Source organism: Paraburkholderia podalyriae (assembly GCF_014397785.1).
GTDB lineage: Bacteria > Pseudomonadota > Gammaproteobacteria > Burkholderiales > Burkholderiaceae > Paraburkholderia > Paraburkholderia podalyriae.
Genome location: NZ_VZQQ01000005.1, coordinates 117875 through 136600 on the forward strand (window position 1 = coordinate 117875; position 18726 = coordinate 136600).

Annotated in this window: 19 protein-coding genes; 6 read left to right on the forward strand and 13 right to left on the reverse strand. The window is 62.8% G+C overall.

The window, feature by feature from the left end:
- Positions 1-19: 19 nt before the first annotated feature.
- The 8 genes from F6X42_RS07560 to F6X42_RS07595 form a co-directional block, all read right to left on the reverse strand.
- A complete protein-coding gene (locus tag F6X42_RS07560; protein WP_187633594.1) occupies positions 20-1219 on the reverse strand; it encodes an acyl-CoA dehydrogenase family protein in 1200 nt (399 codons plus the stop codon).
- A gap of 43 nt (positions 1220-1262) precedes the next feature.
- Positions 1263-2405 carry a CaiB/BaiF CoA transferase family protein gene (locus F6X42_RS07565; protein ID WP_187633595.1) on the reverse strand — a complete coding sequence of 381 codons (1143 nt, stop codon included), beginning with the start codon at positions 2403-2405 and terminating at the stop codon, positions 1263-1265.
- 3 nt (positions 2406-2408) lie between these two features.
- Complete coding sequence (locus tag F6X42_RS07570; RefSeq protein ID WP_187633596.1) at positions 2409-3263, reverse strand: SDR family oxidoreductase; 855 nt, start codon at positions 3261-3263, stop codon at positions 2409-2411.
- A 44-nt stretch (positions 3264-3307) separates the two neighbouring features.
- The gene (locus F6X42_RS07575) at positions 3308-4123 is read right to left on the reverse strand and encodes an enoyl-CoA hydratase/isomerase family protein (RefSeq protein WP_187633597.1); all 816 of its coding nucleotides are present in this window, start codon (positions 4121-4123) and stop codon (positions 3308-3310) included.
- A gap of 17 nt (positions 4124-4140) precedes the next feature.
- Positions 4141-4947 carry an enoyl-CoA hydratase/isomerase family protein gene (locus F6X42_RS07580; protein WP_187633598.1) on the reverse strand — a complete coding sequence of 269 codons (807 nt, stop codon included), beginning with the start codon at positions 4945-4947 and terminating at the stop codon, positions 4141-4143.
- 11 nt (positions 4948-4958) lie between these two features.
- Positions 4959-5759, reverse strand: coding sequence for an enoyl-CoA hydratase/isomerase family protein (locus F6X42_RS07585; protein WP_187633599.1), 801 nt, complete (start codon positions 5757-5759; stop codon positions 4959-4961).
- Between the two features lie 105 nt (positions 5760-5864).
- Positions 5865-7016: a thiolase family protein gene (locus tag F6X42_RS07590; protein WP_187633600.1), complete on the reverse strand. Its 1152-nt coding sequence runs from the start codon at positions 7014-7016 to the stop codon at positions 5865-5867.
- Between the two features lie 59 nt (positions 7017-7075).
- Positions 7076-7441 carry a Zn-ribbon domain-containing OB-fold protein gene (locus F6X42_RS07595; protein ID WP_187633601.1) on the reverse strand — a complete coding sequence of 122 codons (366 nt, stop codon included), beginning with the start codon at positions 7439-7441 and terminating at the stop codon, positions 7076-7078.
- A 385-nt stretch (positions 7442-7826) separates the two neighbouring features.
- Between F6X42_RS07595 and F6X42_RS07600 the strand changes: the two genes are divergently transcribed.
- The 6 genes from F6X42_RS07600 to F6X42_RS07625 all read left to right on the forward strand — a co-directional run bounded on the left by F6X42_RS07600 (position 7827) and on the right by F6X42_RS07625 (position 13478).
- Positions 7827-8990, forward strand: a complete 1164-nt coding sequence (locus F6X42_RS07600; RefSeq protein ID WP_187633602.1) for an acyl-CoA dehydrogenase family protein — start codon at positions 7827-7829, stop codon at positions 8988-8990.
- A 49-nt stretch (positions 8991-9039) separates the two neighbouring features.
- Positions 9040-9516 (forward strand): MaoC family dehydratase, encoded by a 477-nt coding sequence (locus F6X42_RS07605; RefSeq protein ID WP_090870024.1) that lies wholly within the window; start codon positions 9040-9042, stop codon positions 9514-9516.
- Positions 9517-9518: 2 nt separating this feature from the next.
- Positions 9519-10772 (forward strand): CaiB/BaiF CoA transferase family protein, encoded by a 1254-nt coding sequence (locus F6X42_RS07610; RefSeq protein WP_187633603.1) that lies wholly within the window; start codon positions 9519-9521, stop codon positions 10770-10772.
- 38 nt (positions 10773-10810) lie between these two features.
- Positions 10811-11575 (forward strand): glucose 1-dehydrogenase, encoded by a 765-nt coding sequence (locus tag F6X42_RS07615; RefSeq protein WP_187633604.1) that lies wholly within the window; start codon positions 10811-10813, stop codon positions 11573-11575.
- A gap of 43 nt (positions 11576-11618) precedes the next feature.
- Positions 11619-12395, forward strand: a complete 777-nt coding sequence (locus F6X42_RS07620; RefSeq protein ID WP_187633605.1) for an enoyl-CoA hydratase-related protein — start codon at positions 11619-11621, stop codon at positions 12393-12395.
- Between the two features lie 147 nt (positions 12396-12542).
- A complete protein-coding gene (locus tag F6X42_RS07625) occupies positions 12543-13478 on the forward strand; it encodes a FadR/GntR family transcriptional regulator (protein ID WP_187633606.1) in 936 nt (311 codons plus the stop codon).
- Between the two features lie 67 nt (positions 13479-13545).
- Here the strand turns inward: F6X42_RS07625 and F6X42_RS07630 are convergent, their stop codons facing one another.
- From F6X42_RS07630 to F6X42_RS07650, 5 genes are all read right to left on the reverse strand, one after another.
- Complete coding sequence (locus F6X42_RS07630) at positions 13546-14538, reverse strand: NAD(P)H-dependent flavin oxidoreductase (RefSeq protein ID WP_187633607.1); 993 nt, start codon at positions 14536-14538, stop codon at positions 13546-13548.
- Between the two features lie 21 nt (positions 14539-14559).
- On the reverse strand, positions 14560-15339 hold the full coding sequence (locus F6X42_RS07635; RefSeq protein ID WP_187633608.1) for an SDR family NAD(P)-dependent oxidoreductase: 780 nt from the start codon (positions 15337-15339) through the stop codon (positions 14560-14562).
- A 176-nt stretch (positions 15340-15515) separates the two neighbouring features.
- Positions 15516-16253, reverse strand: coding sequence for an enoyl-CoA hydratase (locus F6X42_RS07640; RefSeq protein WP_187633609.1), 738 nt, complete (start codon positions 16251-16253; stop codon positions 15516-15518).
- A gap of 19 nt (positions 16254-16272) precedes the next feature.
- Entirely contained in the window at positions 16273-17433 is a 1161-nt protein-coding gene (locus tag F6X42_RS07645; RefSeq protein ID WP_187633610.1) for an acyl-CoA dehydrogenase family protein, read from the reverse strand.
- A gap of 79 nt (positions 17434-17512) precedes the next feature.
- Positions 17513-18724 carry an acyl-CoA dehydrogenase family protein gene (locus F6X42_RS07650; protein ID WP_187633611.1) on the reverse strand — a complete coding sequence of 404 codons (1212 nt, stop codon included), beginning with the start codon at positions 18722-18724 and terminating at the stop codon, positions 17513-17515.
- Positions 18725-18726: the final 2 nt, after the last annotated feature.

Sequence of the window (18726 nt, forward strand, 5' to 3'; positions counted from 1 at the left end):
TCCGCTGTTCGCCCGTCCCTCAAAGTCCGAGTACGGACTTGGCGAGAATGTTCTTCTGAATCTCGTTGGAGCCGCCCACAATCGAAACATGACGCGCGAAGTAGTGATTCGGCGCGACTGTGAGCGCCCATTCGGGTTCGCGAACCGGATCGGCAAGTCCACGCAGGAAGTGGAGATCGAGCGGTAGAGCATCCGGCCCTGCCACCTCGAGGAGCAATTCAGCTGCGAGTTGCTGCAGCTCCGAACCCTTGATCTTCAGAATCGAAGTCTTCGGGTCGGGTACGTGGCTCTGCTGCGCGCTGCTCTCGGCGATTACGCGCATCTGCGTCATCTCCAAAGCCTTCAGTTCCACCTCGACGGCCGCGACACGTTCGCGAAAACGCGGGTCATCCCATAGCACACCGTCGCCACAGGGCACGCGCTTCGCCAGGTCCTTCGCGTGACGCACGCGCATCTTCGACACGCCCACGCGCGCAATCCCGCTGCGCTCGTTGCCGAGCAGATACTTCGCGTAGTCCCAACCCTTGCTTTCCTCGCCAATGCGATTCGCAACCGGCACGCGCACGTTGTCGAAGAACACCTCGTTGGTTTCATGGTGGCCGTCGATCGTGATGATCGGGCGCACGGTCAGGCCCGGTGTCTTCATGTCGATCAGCAGGTACGTGATGCCCTGCTGTTTCTTGCCGCTCGAATCCGTGCGCACGAGACAGAACATCCAGTCCGCGTGATGCGCCGTCGAAGTCCAGAGCTTCTGGCCGTTGATCACGTAGTGGTCCCCGTCGCGCACCGCCTGGGTCCGCAGCGCGGCCAGGTCCGAACCGGCGCCGGGCTCGGAGAATCCCTGGCAGAACCAGTATTCGAGGCTCGCGATACGAGGAAGGAAATGGCGCTTCTGCTGTTCGCCGCCGAACGCGATCAAAACCGGACCGATCATGTTCACGTTGAATGACAGCGTCTCGGGCGCCGGGGCCATGTGCAGCTCTTCCTTGAAGATGTATTGCTGCACCGCGCTCCAGCCCGTCCCGCCCCACGCCTTGTCCCACGCTGGCGTCGCCCAGCCGCGCTCGTAGAGAATGCGTTGCCAGCGGCGCAGGTCGGCCGCCGAATAGCGCTGCCCCAAGGTGGCCTTGCGTCGAATGTCGGCCGGCAGCGCTTCCTTGAAGAAGGCTCTGACCTCATTGCGGAACGCCAGCTCTTCGTCGGTATATCGCAGATCCATGAGTGTCTCGTTTGGTCCTTATGGGTCGCCTGCCGGGTGCGGCTCAGGCCAGCGTTCCCGCTTCTTTCAACTCGCCTACGCGGCCCGGTTCGAGCCATGCCGCCAGCGCGGCATCGATCGTGCTCGCGTCGGGCGCCTCTGGCGCCGTCGGCTTCGCGGGCACGGTGGCGGAGAAGCGCGGCGCCGGCGCGGGCTGCACGATGCCGTCCACTTCGATGAACGTGCCGCGCGCCTTCAGATGCGCATGCTCGGGTGCCTCGGTCCACGACAGAACCGGCGCGAAGCACGCGTCCGTGTGCGCGAGCAACGTGGTCCATTGTTCGCGTGTGCGGTGCTTGAATTTCAGCGCGAACAGTGCGCGCGCGGCGGGCCAGTTGCTTGCGTCGAGCTGCGTACCCAGCGTTTGCGGATCGATGTCGAGCAGGCGGAGCAGTTCGAGATAGAACTTGTCCTCGATGGGACCGACCGTGATCCACTTGCCGTCTGCGCATTCATAAACGTCGTAGAAATGCGATCCCGAATCCGTGATATTCGTCCCGCGCCCGTCACGCCAGATTCCGGCAGCCTGCATGCCGAAGAACGTGGTTGCAAGGTTGGCCGTGCCGTCGACGATCGCGGCATCCACGATCTGTCCCGCGCCGCCGTTACGCGCGTGCAGGATCGCCGACAGGAGCCCCATTGCAAGATACAGCGAACCGCCCGCATAGTCGCCGATCAGATTCAGCGGTATCGACGGCGGCTGATCGCGGCGGCCAATTGCGTTGAGGACGCCGGTGATCGCGATGTAGTTCAGGTCATGCCCGGCGTACTGCGCGAGCGGACCCTGCTGGCCCCATCCTGTGATGCGCCCGTAAGCAAGCTGCGAATTGCGTTCGAGGCAGGCCTGCGGGCCCAGCCCAAGTCGCTCGGTCACGCCGGGCCGGAAACCTTCTATCAGCGCATCGGCGCGCTCCACCAGCGTGAGCACGAGTTCGACGGCCGCTGGGTCTTTCAGGTCGAGCGCAATCGTCTTTCGGTTGCGCAGCAACAGGTTGTAGCGCAGCGGACGCTCGATACCGAGCTTGACCGGCTGGCGACGCTCGATGCGCAACACCGTCGCACCCAGATCGGCGAGCAGCATCGCCGCCATGGGCCCCGGGCCGATGCCGGCCAGCTCGATGATTCGAACTCCTGCAAGCGGACCCATGGTTCAACCCTTGCGAGCGTGGGCGCGCATCGCGTCCCATTGCTCGTCGGTCCAGTCCTGCATCGCGCGGAAAGCCGGGCCGCCAACCCCCTGCATCCAGCGGCCGCCGTCGATCACGATCAGGTCGCCGGTGATATAGCCGGAGCCATTGGACGCCAGATAAGCGTAGAGATTGGCGAGTTCCGCGTGATCGCCGAAGCGCCTCAGCGGCACCGAACGCTCCTGCGGCTCGACCTGCGAGCCCGGCGGGTACAACTGCTCCCATGCGCCCGGCGTCGGGAACAGTCCGGGCGCCACCGCGTTCAGGCGAATGCCCTTCGGGCCCCACTCGACCGCCAGGCTGCGGGTCATGGCGAGAACACCGGCCTTCGCCGCGGCGGACGGCACGGTAAAGGCCGAGCCGGTCATCGTGGGCGTCGATACGGTACTGATCACGTTGCCCGGGTGACCCGCGTCGATCCAGCGCTTGCCCGCCGCGATCGTGCAATAGAAGCTGCCGTGCAGCACGATGTCGAGCACCGCATCCACCGCGCGCGCCGACAGGCTTTCGGTGCGCGCGATGAAATTGGCCGCCGCGTTGTTCAGCAATACGTCGAGCGGACCATCCCGCCAGATCGTCTCCATCATCGAGTCGACGGACTCGGCGCTGCGCACGTCCGCCTGCACCGTCGTCACACGCGCGCCAGCCACGACGCCGCGAAACTCGTCGGCCGTCGCGTCCAGCACTTCCTTGCGGCGACCGCAGATGACGAGATCGGCGCCCAGTTCGAGGTAGCGCAGGCCGATACTCTTGCCAAGGCCAGTGCCTCCCCCGGTGATGAGGATTCGCTTGTTCTTCAGCAGGTCAGGGGTAAACATAGGCGTTGAACTTCCAGTAGAGACAGCAACGGAGAATGGCAGCGTCAGGCACCCGTGAAAACCGGCTTGCGTTTTTCCAGGAAGGCCGTCACCGCCTCCGCGTGGTCGCTCGTTTGACGGGTCAGCGGATTGAGGTCAGTTTCGAGGCGGCATGCGTCTTCGATCGAATTGCCCGCATTGACGAGGCTCGCCTTCAGGAGCGCCAGCGTCACTGGCGGATAGCTCGCGAAGCGCGCCGCGGCCACGATCGCCGCATCGAGCGCGCCGCCGCTCGCGACCACCTCGCTGACCAGGCCGATGCGGCGCGCCGCGGCCGCGTCGATGACATCGCCTTTCAGCATCAACTCACGCGCCTTGCTGCCGCCGACCTTTTGCGGCAGCGTCCATAGAATTCCAGTGTCGGGAAGCAGTCCGACCTTGCCGAACGCACATGAGTACTTCGCCGTATCGGCACCGACCACGACATCGCATGCAGCAGCCAGCGACAGCCCCGCTCCATAGCACGTGCCCTCCACCGCCGCGACGACCGGCTTCGTGCCCGTATAAATCAGCTTGAAGAGACGCACGCCCACCGCGATACGCTCACGAAGCGCCAGCAACTGCGCAGTGCTCGCGTGCATTTCGGACAGGTCACCGCCCGCGCAAAAATGGCCGCCCGCGCCGGTCAGAACAATGGCGCGCGTTTGCGGATCGTCGTGCATCAGCCGGTGCAAGACCTCGGTCAGCGCAACGCGCATCCTCATGGAGAACGCGTTGCGGCGCTCGGGATAGTTCATCGTGACAATGCTCACGTCGCCTTGACGGCGCACCTGCACGATCTCGTCGGCGCCCGCGGCCTGTTCCTTCTGCTCGCTACTCATCGCATTGCTCCCCGCGCTCACTCGCCCGTGAAGACCGGTTTGGTCTTTTCCATAAACGCCTTGCAGGCAGCCTGATGGTCTTTCGACTGACGAAGGATCGGCTGATAGTCGATCTCGGCTCGCAGCGCGCCTTCCATGGTCGTCGCGGCGTTGGTCAGCGCGTCCTTCAGCAGCGCCACGCCGAGCGGCGGCAAGTCGGCAAGACCGCGCGCAACTTCGATTGCCTTTGCGCGCGCAGTGCCCGGCCCGACGACTTCGTTAGCAAGGTGAAACGTGCCGGCCTTGTCTCCGTCGATTTCAGTGGCGAGCGACAGCATCTCCCTCGCGCGAGCCATGCCGATGCGCTTCGGAAGCGTCCACAGAATACCGGTGTCCGGAATCAGGCCGACGCGCAGAAACGCCGCGCAAAAGCGTGCATTCGATGCAGCCACCACATAGTCGGTCGCGACCGCGAGCGACAGCCCGGCGCCGAACGCCACGCCTTCCACAGCCGCCACGACCGGCTTGGGTCCCGCCAGCATTTCACGCACTACCACGCACGACTCCGCCAGAATCTCGCGGCTTTGCAGGATCGTGCGCTTCGTCATCTCGGAGATGTCGGCGCCGGCGCAAAAGTGCTCGCCCGCGCCCGTCAGGACGATTGCTCGCGAGTCCGGATCGTCGACCATCAGCCGATGCATCGTGTCGCGCAACAACTGACGCATCTGACGTCCCATCGCGTTGCGGCGTCGGGGATTGTTTAGCGTCACGATCGCGACCGGTCCCTCGCGGGTCACCTCGATCAGCGACGTCGCATCGTTTGCCGCCGTTTCTTTTTCGCTCATGTTGGCTTCCTTCAGTCGGCCACGAACACCGGCTTGCGCCTTTCCATGAAGGCGCCCACGGCCTCCTGGTGTTCGCGGCTGCGGCGCAGGATGGGCTGCAGGTTGACTTCCGCTTCGATCGCGTCGTCGAGCGTACGGATGCCCGTCGCGAGCGCGGCCTTCAGGTGCGCAGTGGCCACCGAGGGCAGTTCCGCGTACTGTTGCGCCACCTTCGAGGCTGCGTTCAGCGCCTCGCCGGGCTCGACGACCTGATTGGCAAAACCGGTCTCGCCCGCTTCGACGCCGTTGAACTCCCGGGCACTCAGCATGAGCTCGCGTGCAAGGCCGCCGCCCACGCGCTGCGACAACGACCAATAAAGCCCCGTATCGGGCAGCAGCCCGACCTTGACGAACGCGCTCGCATAGCGCGCGGCCGATGATGTGACGACATAATCGCAAGCAGCGGCGAGCGACAGACCCGCGCCAAACGCAAACCCTTCGACGGCGGCGACGATCGCTTTCGGGCCTTCGACCATCAGTCTGAAAATATCGAGCGGCAGTTCATTGCGCTGTCGATATTCGAGCACCTTGCGCGTCTGCATCTCCGAGATGTCCCCACCCGCGCAAAACGTATTGCCCGCGCCGGTCAGTACGATCGCACGGCAGGCTTCCTCGTGATGCATCAGGCGGTAAAGCTGCGCGTACAACGTCTCACGCATCTTTAGCGAAAACGCGTTTCGCCGTTGGGGATAGTTCAATGTGACGATCGCGATTGCACCGTCTTGCCGGACCTGTACGATCTCTGCCGCATCGTCGCTGGTCTCTTCGCTCATCTGTCCGTCTCCTGTCGATCAGAGTTAGCGCTTTAGCGCTTACTCCGATGCAATGCAAAGCTGTTGACAGTGACCCTGGCGGGCAGCGTGTCTTACAGCGTGTCTTTACAGGGTTTCCTGCGTCCCGAGAATCACCGTGGCCTGGCTCGAGAGCACACCACCGTTACCGTGCGCGATCGCCAGCTTCGCACCGGGTATCTGGCGCTCACCAGCGCGGCCCGTCAATTGCCGCATCGATTCTTCCATCAGGAACAGCCCATACATGCCGGGGTGGACGCACGACAAACCGCCGCCGTTCGTGTTGACCGCGAGCCGGCCGCCCGGCGCGATGCCGCCGTCTGAAACGAAGTGGCCCCCTTCGCCTTTAGGGCAAAAGCCGAGGTCTTCGAGAAACAGAATGGTGTTGATCGTGAAGGCGTCGTACAGCATCGCGACATCGATATCGTTCGCCTTCACGCCCGCCATTTGATACGCACGCCTGCCCGATTCCGCCGCGGCAGTCACCGTGAGATCCGGCATGCTCGCGATTTCGCGGTGCGAAGTGGCCGAAGCCGCGCCGAGCAGATACACCGGCTGGTCGGTGAGATCACGCGCCCGGTCGGCGCGCACCATGACGATCGCTGCCGCGCCATCCGTCACCAGGCAGCAATCGCGCACGGAAAGCGGGTCCGACACGAGGCGCGCGCCCATCACGTCGTCGATCGACATCGGCGTGCGCATATACGCATCCGGATTCAGTTGCGCCCACTTGCGCGCGGCGACGGCCACCTCGGCCAGATGCTCACGCTTCGTGCCGTACTGATGCATATGACGCGCCGCCGCAAGCGCATACGACGACACCGGATTCATCGGCTTATACGGGCTCTCCCACGGCGAAGGACGCGACGACTGCACCAGCTTGCCCGCCGCGCTGCGCTGATTGCTCCCATATGCAATCAACGCGACGTCGATCTGTCCCGTACACAACGCCATGGCCGCCGTGTGCGCGTAGATTTCGAACGCCGATCCGCCGCTTCGGTTGTTGTCGGTGAACTTCGGGTTAATACCGAGGTATTCCGCAAAGGTGAGACCCGACAGCATGTCGTCCGGCGTGCACACGAAAAGGCCGTCTACATCGCCGGGCGTCAGTCCCACCTGGGCGAGCGCGTCAACGGACGCGCGCGCGGCAAGGTCCAGCGACGACAAGCCTGGTGCTTCCCCCATCCCATAGGTGGCGCCTGCCACCAGTGCGGTACGCCCGCGCAAGTTGAATTCCATACGATCTACCTTTCATCGGTGTGACCGGCTGTTGACGGCCGGCTGCGGGTTAGCGGGCGTCAGGCCGGTTCGAACACAAGCAATGCCGCATCCCCTCGGTACACGATCTTCGCCTGCACGGGCATGCCAATGCTCACGGCCTCCGGCTCGATGCCCTCCACACAACTCAGCATACGCACACCTTCTTCCAGATCGATCACTGCGACGTTGTAGCTGGGCGTGGGCGATTTCTGGCGAACCACGGTAGTGGAATAAACCGTACCCTTCCCGCAGGCTTCGACCCACTCCAGGTCGCGCATCCCGGTAACCGGCTCAGCCACCCGCGGGTAGAACACATAGCGGCCGCTGCCGCGGCTACGCTGGATCATCAAGCGGCCCTCGGCCAGGAATTTCTGATAATCGACTTCAGGACAAAGAAAGTCCATTCCCGCTCCTCCAAATCGTTTTGCCATGGGCTCGCGCCGAATCGAGCCGCTCTGTCGGGCCAAAATGGAACAAATAACCGAACACTGTTCCAAATATTAAACGCACAGGGAGCGCGCTGTCAACGGCGGAAAAGCCCTGCCATGCCCCGCCGCGCAAGGCTGCAACTACATCCCGACCAAATTCCCGGCGCACCTCGGACAAACCCGCGTGAGCCGGTTTCAGCGCTTGACGACCACCTGGCCCTTCGTTTAATTTATCGAACATTGTTCATAAACTTGAAGACTTCGGATGTGATCAGGGAGTGGTCGGCGGGGGCGGCGTATCCCTACTCCGGAAACGAATCCGGGGGCCGGCCCGGAAAAACCGTTAGCAAGAGAGCTCGAAGTGACATACGAACTAACAGACGACCAGCTTCAGATCCGCGACCTCATCCGTCGCGTCGCAAGGGAGCGCGTGGCGCCGCGGGCCGACGAGATCGACCGTACGGCCGGGTATCCGCACGACATGTACGCACTGCTCAAGGAGCTTGGCCTCTTCACGTTGCCGTTTCCTGAAGCGTATGGCGGCGCCGGCAGCGTGATGTCGGCCTGCATCGCGGTCGAGGAGTTCGGGCGGGTTTGCTACAACACGGGCTATCTGCTGGTCGTGCAATGGACGCCCTTCGGAGCGATTCTCGAAGGCGGCACCGAAGAGCAGAAGGCTCGTCTGCTGCCGGGTCTCGCCTCCGGTGAGTTGCGCGGTGCGCTGTCCATTACCGAGGCTCAAAGCGGCTCCGACGTCTCGGGCATTCGCACGACAGCGCGTCGCAAGAACGGCGGCTATGTGCTCAACGGCTCGAAGATCTGGTGCACGAATTCGCATATCGCCGACTTCATTCTCGTCGCCGCCAGGACGCTCGACGAGGAAGGACAGGCGCTGGGGATCAATCTTTTCATCGTCGATCGCAACACGCCGGGTCTGACGATCGGCAACGAAGAAGACAAGATGGGCGCGCGCGGCGTGGCGTCGTGCCCCCTTTATTTCGACGATGCCTTCATCCGCGCGGAAGACCGTCTCGGGCCGGAAGGCGGCCGGGGGTTCAAGGTGGCCATGGAGGCGCTCAACACGAGCCGTCCCATCGTGGCCGCACGCGCGGTTGGCATTGCACAGGGCGCGATCGATCACACCGTCAAATTCATTCAGGACCGCGTTGCATTCGGCCAGAGCATCAGCAACTTCCAGGGCGTGCGCTGGATGATCGCCGACATGGTGACCCAGACCGAAGCCGCGCGCCAACTCGTCTATCGCACGGCGTCGCTCGTCGATGCTGGCGTTAGCGGCCGTGAACTCGCCCCAATGGCGGCGATGGCGAAGATGTTCGCATCGGATGTCGCGATGAAAGTCGCGACCGACGCCGTGCAGCTATTCGGTGCCGCGGGCATCTCCAACGAGTATCCGATCAACCGTTATTTCCGCGACGCGAAGGTGGTGCAGATCATCGAAGGCACCAACCAGATTCAACGCAACATCGTCGCGGACAGCGTGCTAGGCCGCATCAAGAAGAACTGACAACGACAGCTCAGCTACCAGCCGAGCCGACAACGACAGAGGACAGGCAATGGAAGAAATCGAAACGGTTGGTCTGGGAATTCACTGGGAGGACCTGCCCGTTGGACGCAAGTTCAAGACCGTGGGCCGCACGGTGACCGAAACGGATGTCGTGAATTTCGTTTCGGTGACCGGCATGCTGGAAGTTCTGTTCACCAACACCGAGTTTCTTCGCGAGCAGTCGGCCATCAAGGGGCGCGTCGCGCCGGGCGCGCTGGTCTTCACGCTGATGGAAGGGCTGCTCACGCAGGCCACCATGCAGGGCGTCGGCTTCGCGTTCCTGAACATGGAACTCGACATCAAAGGCCCGACCTATGTGGGCGACACGATTCACGTGGAATGCGAGGTGATCGAATGCAGGCCTAGCAAGGGGCGCCCCGGACTTGGGCTGGTGCGCACCCGCAACCGCGTGATCAAGCAGGACGGCACGGAAGTGATGGTGTATACGCCGCTCAGGCTCGTTAAAGGCAAGGAGTACAAGGCCTGAGCATGGAAAATCCCCAACAACCCCTCGAACCGGCGACCGGCCCGTTAGCCGGTGTCCGCGTGATCGACCTGACCATCAACGTGCTCGGTCCGGTCGCCACGCAGCTGCTCGGCGACATGGGCGCGGACGTCATCAAGATCGAACCGCCCGAAGGCGACCAGAACCGCAAGAATGGCCCTGGCCGCAATCCCGACATGGCAGTGTTCTATACGATCATGAACCGCAACAAGCGCAGCGTGATCCTGAACCTGAAGCAGGCCGAATGCCGCGAAGCGCTGCTCAAGCTCGTCGAGACCGCCGACGTCATCGTGCACAGCATGCGCCCGAGTGCCGCCGAGCGCCTCGGCATCGACTATGAAACCGTGCGGGCGCGCAACCCACGCATCGTGTATGCGTCGGGTGCCGGCTATCGAATCGACGGACCCTACAAGGACCGCCCCGCTTTCGACGACGTGATTCAGGGTGAAACCGGCATTGCCGCGATGAACCGCGACGCGGACGGCTCGCCGCGATACTTCCCCACCGTGATCGTCGACAAGTTCTGCGGCTATGTGCTGGCGTCGTCGATCGGCATGGCGCTCTATCACCGCGAGCGGACCGGTGTCGGCCAGCTCGTCCATGTGCCGATGTTCGAAACGATGCTGCAATTCAATCTTTTCGAGCATCTTTGGGAAGGTGCGCTGGGCTCCAATGACGGAACCGGCCTCGGCTATCCGCGCATGTTTTCGCCGCACCGCCGGCCCTACGCGACAAAAGACGGGCATATCTGCCTGCTCGCCGTGAATAACGAGCAATGGCGCCGCGTGCTGTGCGCAATCGATGCGGCGCATCTGCTCGACGACCCGCGCTTTTGCCACATGGCCGAGCGTATGCGCAATATCAGCGAGCTTTATCGCATCGTCGGCGACGCCATCCGCAACAAGACGACTGCGGAATGGAATGGGATCTTCGCCTCGGCGGACGTGCCGCACGGTCCCGTGCGCGACCTGAAAGACCTGATGCACGACACGTACATCAAGGAGACCGGGTTCTTCCAGCGCTTCGAGCACCCGACCGAAGGCGACATGGTCATGACCTCGATACCGGTGCACTTCTCCGAGTCGCCCGGCAACGTTCGCTATCTGCCGCCGAATCTCGGCGAGCACAGCATCGAGATTCTCGTCGAAGCGGGTTATAGCGCGGACGAAGCGAGCGCGCTCCTCGCGCGGGCCACAGGAAGGGGCGAAGCCGTATCGGAAGCGCTGAGCAAGGATTAACTGGCGCGACAGCGCCTCGCACATCACGGAGGGAATCAATGAAGGGGCTCAAGGAGAAGGTCGTCGTCGTCACTGGCGCGGCAGGTGGGATCGGAAGCGCCATCAGCAGACGATTCGGCGACGAAGGTTCGATCGTCGCGCTGTTCGACCTGAACGAAGAAGGCGCCGCGCGTGTCGCGGCGGAAATCGAGGCGGCGGGCGGCAAGGCGCGCGCCTACCGCGTCGACATCACGGATCACGAAGGTGTGCACGCCGCGGTGGCGAGAGTCGAGGAAGAACTGGGACCGATCGAGGTTCTCGTGAACAACGCCGGCTGGGACATGGGTGCGTTCTTCCTGCAAACCGAAAAACCGTTCTGGGACAAGGTGGTGGCGATCAATCTGTACGGACCGCTGAACATGCACCATGCCGTGCTGCGACGGATGGCCGAACGTGGCCGTGGCCGCGTCGTCAACATCTCGTCGGATGCGGGACGCGTGGGCTCCTCGATGGAAGCGGTGTACTCGTTCTGCAAAGGCGGACTCATCGCCTTCACGAAGACGATGGCACGCGAAATGGCCCGCCAGATGATTCCCGTCAACGTCGTTTGCCCCGGCCCGACCGCGACCCCGCTTCTCGACAACCTCGCGCAGGGCGAGAAAGGCGAGCGCATCAAGGCCGCCCTCGTGAAGGCCGTGCCGTTCGGCCGCATGGGCGAACCTGGCGACATCCCGGGGGTGGTGGCCTTTCTCGCGAGTGACGACGCCGCGTTCATCAGCGGTCAGGTCATCAGCGTGTCGGGCGGTCTGACGATGGCTGGATAAACGGCACCGCGAACGCAATCAACCAACAACATTGGAATACGACATGGAATTCGAGGACATCAGCTATCAGGAGGCGGACGGGGTCGCGACGATCACCATCAATCGCCCGAAGGTGTACAACGCATTCAGCGCCAACACCGTGGAGGAGCTCATCAAGGCCTTCGGCCTCGCGGGATGGAACAAGGATATCGGCGTGGTGGTGCTCACGGGCGCCGGCGACAAGGCGTTCTGCACGGGCGGCGACCAGTCCGGCGACGGCTACAACGGGCGCGGCACCGTCGGTCTGCCGATCGAGGAACTGCAAAGCATCATCCGCGACATTCCGAAGCCCGTGATCGCACGCGTGAACGGCTATGCAATCGGCGGCGGCAACGTGCTGGTGACGCTCTGCGATCTCGCCATCGCTTCCGAGACCGCGGTGTTCGGTCAGGTCGGCCCGAAAGTCGGGTCGGTCGATCCGGGCTTCGGCACCGCCTACCTCGCGCGCATCGTCGGTGAGAAGCGCGCGCGGGAAATCTGGTACCTGTGCCGCAAATACAGTGCGAAACAGGCGCTCGACTGGGGTCTCATCAACGCCGTCGTGCCCGCGGAGCAACTCGACGCCGAAACGAAGAAGTGGTGCGACGAGATTCTGCAGATGAGCCCCACCGCTATTGCGCTCGCCAAGCGCTCGTTCAATATCGATACCGAGAACATCCGCGGCATCGGCGCGTTCGCGATGCAGGCGCTTGCGATGTACTACGACACGGACGAATCGAAGGAAGGTGGCAATGCTTTCCGCGAAAAGCGCAAGCCTGAGTTTCGAAAGTACGTGAAGTGACCGGCGGAAATGCCGGCGGGGCGACGCTCAGCTTCGGCGTCGCCCTTTGCGCGTACGCGCGCTGCGTTCGCGCACGAAAGCTTCGTTACACGTAACGATCGTGTGCGATATATTGAACGATGTTCGCGTTTAACACTGAACTCGGACATGCCAAAGTCGCCTGCCGAACGCGTCGCCGCTTATCGCACCCGCAAGAAGGCCGAAGGCATGGTGAGCCTGACACTGGTCGTCCCGGCGGCCGACGTCGCCCTCTTCAGCCAGTTCGCCGCGCAACGCCGCGAAAAGCTGCGCGACAACAGACATCCTGGCCAGGCCCCGCGCCAGCAGTGGCTCTCGATGCTGGCCGCGATGACGCCTGCGCTGCCCCAAACTGACGAGCCGCGCCGCAAGCGCAATGCGACCGGCGCACCGATCACACGCGCGCAGACGCTCTTCATGGCGCTGCTGAAGCACATCATCGATCTGGGATGGCCGGCAGGACTACCGCTCGGCTCCGAGCAGGAATTGATGGAGGTCCATGGAGTAAGTCGCGCTGCGTTGCGCGGAGCGATCCGCTTGCTCGAGCACCACTCGATCGTGAGGGTGCAGCGCGGCACCGGAGGCGGCGTGATCGTCGCCCAGCCGGACTTGAGCGCGACGATGCAGGCAGTCAGCGTCTATCTGGAGTATGCGGGCATCGCGCCGCGCGATATTCTCGCGACGCGCCGCACGTTCGAACTGGCCGTGCTGGATCTCGTCATCGAACGGCTCGACCAAGAAGGTGAGAGACACGTGCAAAAGCAGGTCCAGGCCGAGGCGCAACTCGACGGCCGTGCCGGCGCCGATGAGTTGCTGCGATTTCATTTCCTGCTCGCTGAACTTTGCGGCGATCCCGCACTGCGTCTCTTCGACGGCATCGTCCTGCAACTTGCCGTTGCGCATTCCACGTTTCATCGGCGAAACCGAACGGACCGCGACCGCGTCGTGGCGAGGATCAAGGAATACCATCGCGAGATCGCGCGCGCGATCATTGCCCGCGATAAAGAGCAGGCTCGCAGGCAAATGGCCGACTACATCGCGGGTATCAGGACGTGGCTAGCGTAGCGGCCGCGCTGCGCTAGCCTGCCCGCTTCAACGATCACCGAGCTTGAACCGTGGCCGTGCCAGCCGTCTACGTCGTCAGTTTGCTCAACCGGTTCGACGCCGCCACCGCGTCGTCGATCATCTCGTCGAAAATTGTCTCGACCTTCCTGACCGCGTCGGCAAAAACCGCAGCATGACCATAGTCGATCATGCCCTTGCGCGTGTCGCCAGTCACGTAAGCCTGGTGCGCGAGTGCGCCCATCACGTGAGGACGGAACCGCTCGAACTCCCTCACCTGCGCGCGATCGAGTTCCATGACCGCCTCGGCGCTCTCGTTGCGCAGCACGCGGTGATGATCGCGAATCGCAGACTTGACCACGACGCTTTCGCTGCCGTCGCCCGCCACCACCTTCGCCTTGACTTCAGGATGAATCCACAACTCCTCGGCGACCATCATGCGCGTACCCATGATGATCGCGTCGGCGCCCATCGCCAGCACGCCCGCAAGCTGCCGCCCGGTGCCGATGCCGCCGCCGATCACAACCGGTAAGCCGATTTCGCGCGGCGCCTGCGCGGCCTGCACGATGCTACCGATCTGGTAGATGCCTGGATGGCCGCCGCACTCATTGCCGACGACGATCACACCGTCGACCCCCATCCGCACCGCCGTATGTGCATAGCGCACAGCGGGCACCTTGTGCAAAACTTTGATGCCCGCCTCCTTGAGCAACGGCACGACCGCTTCGGGGCTCGCACCGGCGGTCTCCACGCAGGCAACGTTCTCTTCGATCAGAATGCGGATCTGTTGCTTGACTCGCTCCACTCCGCCCGCTTGCCGCGATATGTAGAGATTGACGCCGAAGTTCTTTGCACCGGTGAGTTCACGACAGGTGCGCAACTCGCTGCGGAATTCATCGGAATCGGGAAAGCCCGCGCCGACGATAAAGCCCATGCCGCCTGCGTTGACGACTGCGGCGACATACCGTGCGTCGGACACGCGCGGCCCAAGACCGCCGCAAAGTATCGGGTGACGAATGCCGAGCAGATCGGTGATTCGCGTCCTGAACATCTGGAGGCGCACGATGTCCGTCCCTCCTGCGGGTCAGCGAAACGAGATCGTGTGGCCGCCATCCACCGCGATCGTCTGGCCGTTGATATAGCCGCCCGAACGCGATGCGAGCATCACGGCTAGCCCAGCGATCTCGTCGACCTCGCCGAAGCGCTGTGATGGATTGCGACCACGGTACCATTCGACCATCGCCTGGTCCTCCCATTGCGATCGCGCCATCTCGGTCTTGAAGGTGCCAGGCGCGATGCAATTGGCGGTGACGCCCTTTGCCGCAAATTCCATCGCGAGGTTTCTCACGAGCTGCATGTCGGCGGCTTTGGTGAGACCGTAGGTTCCCGTCACGGCATCGCCGAACAGGCCGACCACGGATGCCACCGAAATAAAGCGCCCATAGCCACGCTCGGTCATGCCGGGCATGGTCATCTGCGCGAGCCAGATATTGCTCTGCACGTTGACCTGCATGAACTTGTTGAACGTTTCGTCTTGCAGGTCGAGTACCGAGCCTATCCACGGGTGAATCGCGGCATTGGCCATCACGATGTCGACCCTGCCCCACTCGCCGTTCGCCGCAGCCACGAGACCTTGCAATTCCGCTTTACGGCCGATGTTGCAGGCGAACGGCAAGGCCACCCGTGTTCCGATCTTTTCGTTGATGGCTTGCGCGGCAGTTTCGCAGGCGTCGGCGTTACGGCCGGAAACGACGACTCTGGCGCCGTGTTCCGCCATGCCGAGCGCACTGGCATAGCCGATGCCGCGACTCGATCCGGTGACGATTGCGACCTTGTCCGTGAGGTCAAAAAGCGATGAGCGCATACGTACTCCGCAGAAAAGGAGGCTTGCCGATGAAAGCAGGGTTCACCGGGCAGGATCAGGCTTGCTTGCGTTTCTGCTGGGCGCTGAACGCCGACGCGATCAGTTCTTTCGCTCGCAGCAGACCGGTGTAGAGCGGCCACGACACAGCAAGCCGTTGATTTCGGTCAGGCAAGCGATTATTTCCCCACCTGCCATGCCATGCCGCCGCTTTGCTTTCTTTGCGCCAATGCCGCCTTCTCGATCCGCAACGCCTCTTCCAGCGAAGCTAGCGCACCCTGATCGATCACCCGCTTGACCGTCGCGACGAGATCGGGGCGGCGGCTCGCAATCGTCTTCGCGAGTGACGCTGCCCGCTCCATCAGTTGATCGTGGCTGACCACCTCGTTCGCGAGGCCAATGCGCAACGCCGTGGCCGCGTCAATCGGATCGCTCGTCAAGCTGAACTGCTTCGCCCACCGCTGACCCACGATATACGGCAACCTCGCGGTCATACCGCCCCCCGCGAGCGCACCGATTTTCGTGTGCGTGTCGGCAAAGCGCGCGCGCTCGGACGCGATGATGAAATCGCACCCCATTGCAAGTTCCAGCCCGCCTGTAACGGCAGCGCCGTTGACCGCCGCGATTACCGGCTTGGTGATGCGCGGCCACATATCGATCATGTCCGCGACCCGCGTGCGCGGCGCATCGGGCGCGGAAAAATCATTCAGGTCGAGCCCAGCACAAAAGGCCGGATCGGCGCCCGTCACGATAAGGACGCGCAGGCTTTGGTCCGCTTCGAAACGATGCAATGCGTCGACCAGCGCTTCTGTCAATGCGAGGTTCAGTGCGTTGCGGGCCGCGGGCCGGTTCAGTGTCAACGTGAGAACCGCTCCGTCACTCCGCACGCCGAGCAGATCGGTTGCTTTCGCGTTCATGGCAATGCCTCGAAAGGGTTCACGCCGCCGCGGCCAATGCCTCGTGCTGAATCTGGCGTGCGTAGCGATTCAGGTGGTAGTCCGTGTTGCCGAACAATGCGTCGAGCACCAGATGACGGCGATAGTGATGGCCCACCTTGTATTCATCCGTGATGCCGTAGCCACCGTGCAACTGGATACCCTGCTGCGTGACGAACTTCGCGCTACGCGTGGTCTGTGCCTTGCAGCCCGAGATTTCCACGCTCCGGTTCTCCCTGTCCTCGCTGATGGAGAGCAACGCGCGGTGCAGTGTCGCGCGCGCCTGCATCGCTTCGATCGCCATGTCGGCCATCCGGTGTTGCAGCGCCTGGAAGCTGCCAATCGCCACGCCGAACTGTTTGCGCGTTTTCAAGTATTCCGACGCGAGCTCGATAGCGTCTTCCATATCGCCCACCAGTTCAGCACAGATCGCAACGACCGCTTCGTCGACGGCGGCCTGCAGTCCTTCGAACGCTCGCCCAGCCTCACCCAGAACATTCGATTCTGCGACGATCACACCATCGAGCAGCAAGTCGGCAGATGGCGTGCCGTCGAGCAACGCGCAAGTCTTCAGCGTCACGCCTGCCTGCTTCGGATCGACGACGAAAACCCCGATGCCGTCCGTGGCATCGGCGGCGCCCGCCGCGCGAGCGACGACGAGCAGACGGTCTGCAACGGGCGCTCCAACCACGAGCGTCTTATGGCCGTCCAGCCGCCACGCCCCGTCGTCTGTCTTCTTCGCGGTTGCAGTCACGTAGTGCACCTGACCCCGCGCTTCACGTTCACTTTGCGCGACCGCATAGACAGTCTCGCCGGAAACGATCTCGCCAAGTATGGCCTCGCGCTGCCCGTCTCGCCCGCAGTGCGTGACAAGCGACGCGGGAAACACACCACACATCACGTATGGCTCCAGCACCAGCGCGCGCCCGATCTGCTCGGCCACGATGGCGCTTTCGATCGACGAGAAACCGAGCCCGCCCAATTCATCCGGCACCGCGACACCGAGCCATCCCATTTCGCCGAACATGCGCCACGTCTCGCGCGAAAATCCGCCTCCTTGCGAAGCAAGATTGCGACGATGTTCGAACGTATAACTCTTTTGCAAGAAGCGTTGCGCGCTTTCCTGCAACATCCGCTGTTCGTCGCTCAACTCAAAGTCCATGCTGCACCCTCTTTATGCCGGCAATTGATGCGATCCCCACGTCTCGGGGACCGAAGACCGTTCGTGACTCAATATGGTGTCAAAGATCGAACAGTGCTTTGGCGATGATGTTTCGCTGAATTTCGGCCGTCCCGCCATAGATCGAGCAAGCCCGCCGATAGAAGACTTCTGCCGCCAGGCCTGGCGCGTATTCAGGTCCGATGAACCGGGCCCCGCACAGCTCTCGCTCTTCATTCGGATCGGGGTAGAACACGGCGCCGTAATCGCCGATCACCTCCAGCAGCATCTCTGTGAGCTTCTGATGGAGTTCGGATCCGCGCACCTTGAGCATGGATCCGATCGCCATACCGCCACTGCGCTCGTCTATCCCTTGATGCAGGACTTCCTGCACCGCCATGTCGATCGCGCGAACCTCCAATTCGTACTGCGCGAAGCGCGCCGCAAACGTCGGATCCTGGATCAATGGCTTGCCGGCCACGTGTTCGCGCGAAGCGTAGTGCCGGATCTTGCGCAGATAGCGCTTGAGGGCAGGCGCTTCAGCGCCAAGAAATGCCCGCTCGTTAAAGAGCAGAAACTTGGTGTATCCCCACCCCTTGTTGACCTCGCCGATCAGGTTTTCAGCGGGCACACGCACGTTGTCGTAGAAGACTTCCGCCAGGTGATGGCAGCCATCGAGCGACGCGATCGGCCGTACGGTAACGCCCGGCGACGACATGTCGAGCAGCAGGAAGGAAATGCCCTTTTGTGGCTTCGCTTCGCTATCCGTGCGGACCAGCACGAAATTCCATTGACCGTAGGCGCCGAAGCTGGTCCAGATCTTCTGTCCATTGACGATGTAGTGGTCTCCATAGCGAACCGCCGTCGTACGTAGCGATGCAAGATCGGAACCCGAGCCCGGCTCTGAAAAACCCTGTACCCAGAACACTTCACCACGCTGAATAGGGGGAAGAAAGCGCCGCTTCTGCTCTTCGTTGCCAAACTCGCAAATCACGGGTCCGACGAGCGACACGCCCGCCTGATTCTGTATCGGTGCGCCGGCCAGATAGCACTCTTCCTCGAAGATGTAACGCTGCATCGCGGTCCACCCCGTGCCGCCGTCAGCAACCGGCCAATGCGGCACTGACCACCCGCGCGTTTCGTGCAAGATGCGAGTCCAGCGCTGTGAATCGTCGTCACCTGCCAGAAAGCCCTGCTGCCCGCGAAAGGCCAGGTCGGCCGGCAAATGCTCGTTGAGGTACGCACGAACCTCTTTGCGGAACACGATGTCCGCGGGATCTACGCGAAAATCCATTG

Coding starts and splice junctions, on each gene's coding strand:
- F6X42_RS07560 (WP_187633594.1), bottom strand. CDS start 1,219: ATGGATCTGCGATATACCGACGAAGAGCTGGCGTTCCGCAATGAGGTC.
- F6X42_RS07565 (WP_187633595.1), bottom strand. CDS start 2,405: ATGGGTCCGCTTGCAGGAGTTCGAATCATCGAGCTGGCCGGCATCGGC.
- F6X42_RS07570 (WP_187633596.1), bottom strand. CDS start 3,263: ATGTTTACCCCTGACCTGCTGAAGAACAAGCGAATCCTCATCACCGGG.
- F6X42_RS07575 (WP_187633597.1), bottom strand. CDS start 4,123: ATGAGTAGCGAGCAGAAGGAACAGGCCGCGGGCGCCGACGAGATCGTG.
- F6X42_RS07580 (WP_187633598.1), bottom strand. CDS start 4,947: ATGAGCGAAAAAGAAACGGCGGCAAACGATGCGACGTCGCTGATCGAG.
- F6X42_RS07585 (WP_187633599.1), bottom strand. CDS start 5,759: ATGAGCGAAGAGACCAGCGACGATGCGGCAGAGATCGTACAGGTCCGG.
- F6X42_RS07590 (WP_187633600.1), bottom strand. CDS start 7,016: ATGGAATTCAACTTGCGCGGGCGTACCGCACTGGTGGCAGGCGCCACC.
- F6X42_RS07595 (WP_187633601.1), bottom strand. CDS start 7,441: ATGGACTTTCTTTGTCCTGAAGTCGATTATCAGAAATTCCTGGCCGAG.
- F6X42_RS07605 (WP_090870024.1), top strand. CDS start 9,040: ATGGAAGAAATCGAAACGGTTGGTCTGGGAATTCACTGGGAGGACCTG.
- F6X42_RS07610 (WP_187633603.1), top strand. CDS start 9,519: ATGGAAAATCCCCAACAACCCCTCGAACCGGCGACCGGCCCGTTAGCC.
- F6X42_RS07615 (WP_187633604.1), top strand. CDS start 10,811: ATGAAGGGGCTCAAGGAGAAGGTCGTCGTCGTCACTGGCGCGGCAGGT.
- F6X42_RS07620 (WP_187633605.1), top strand. CDS start 11,619: ATGGAATTCGAGGACATCAGCTATCAGGAGGCGGACGGGGTCGCGACG.
- F6X42_RS07625 (WP_187633606.1), top strand. CDS start 12,543: ATGCCAAAGTCGCCTGCCGAACGCGTCGCCGCTTATCGCACCCGCAAG.
- F6X42_RS07635 (WP_187633608.1), bottom strand. CDS start 15,339: ATGCGCTCATCGCTTTTTGACCTCACGGACAAGGTCGCAATCGTCACC.
- F6X42_RS07640 (WP_187633609.1), bottom strand. CDS start 16,253: ATGAACGCGAAAGCAACCGATCTGCTCGGCGTGCGGAGTGACGGAGCG.
- F6X42_RS07645 (WP_187633610.1), bottom strand. CDS start 17,433: ATGGACTTTGAGTTGAGCGACGAACAGCGGATGTTGCAGGAAAGCGCG.
- F6X42_RS07650 (WP_187633611.1), bottom strand. CDS start 18,724: ATGGATTTTCGCGTAGATCCCGCGGACATCGTGTTCCGCAAAGAGGTT.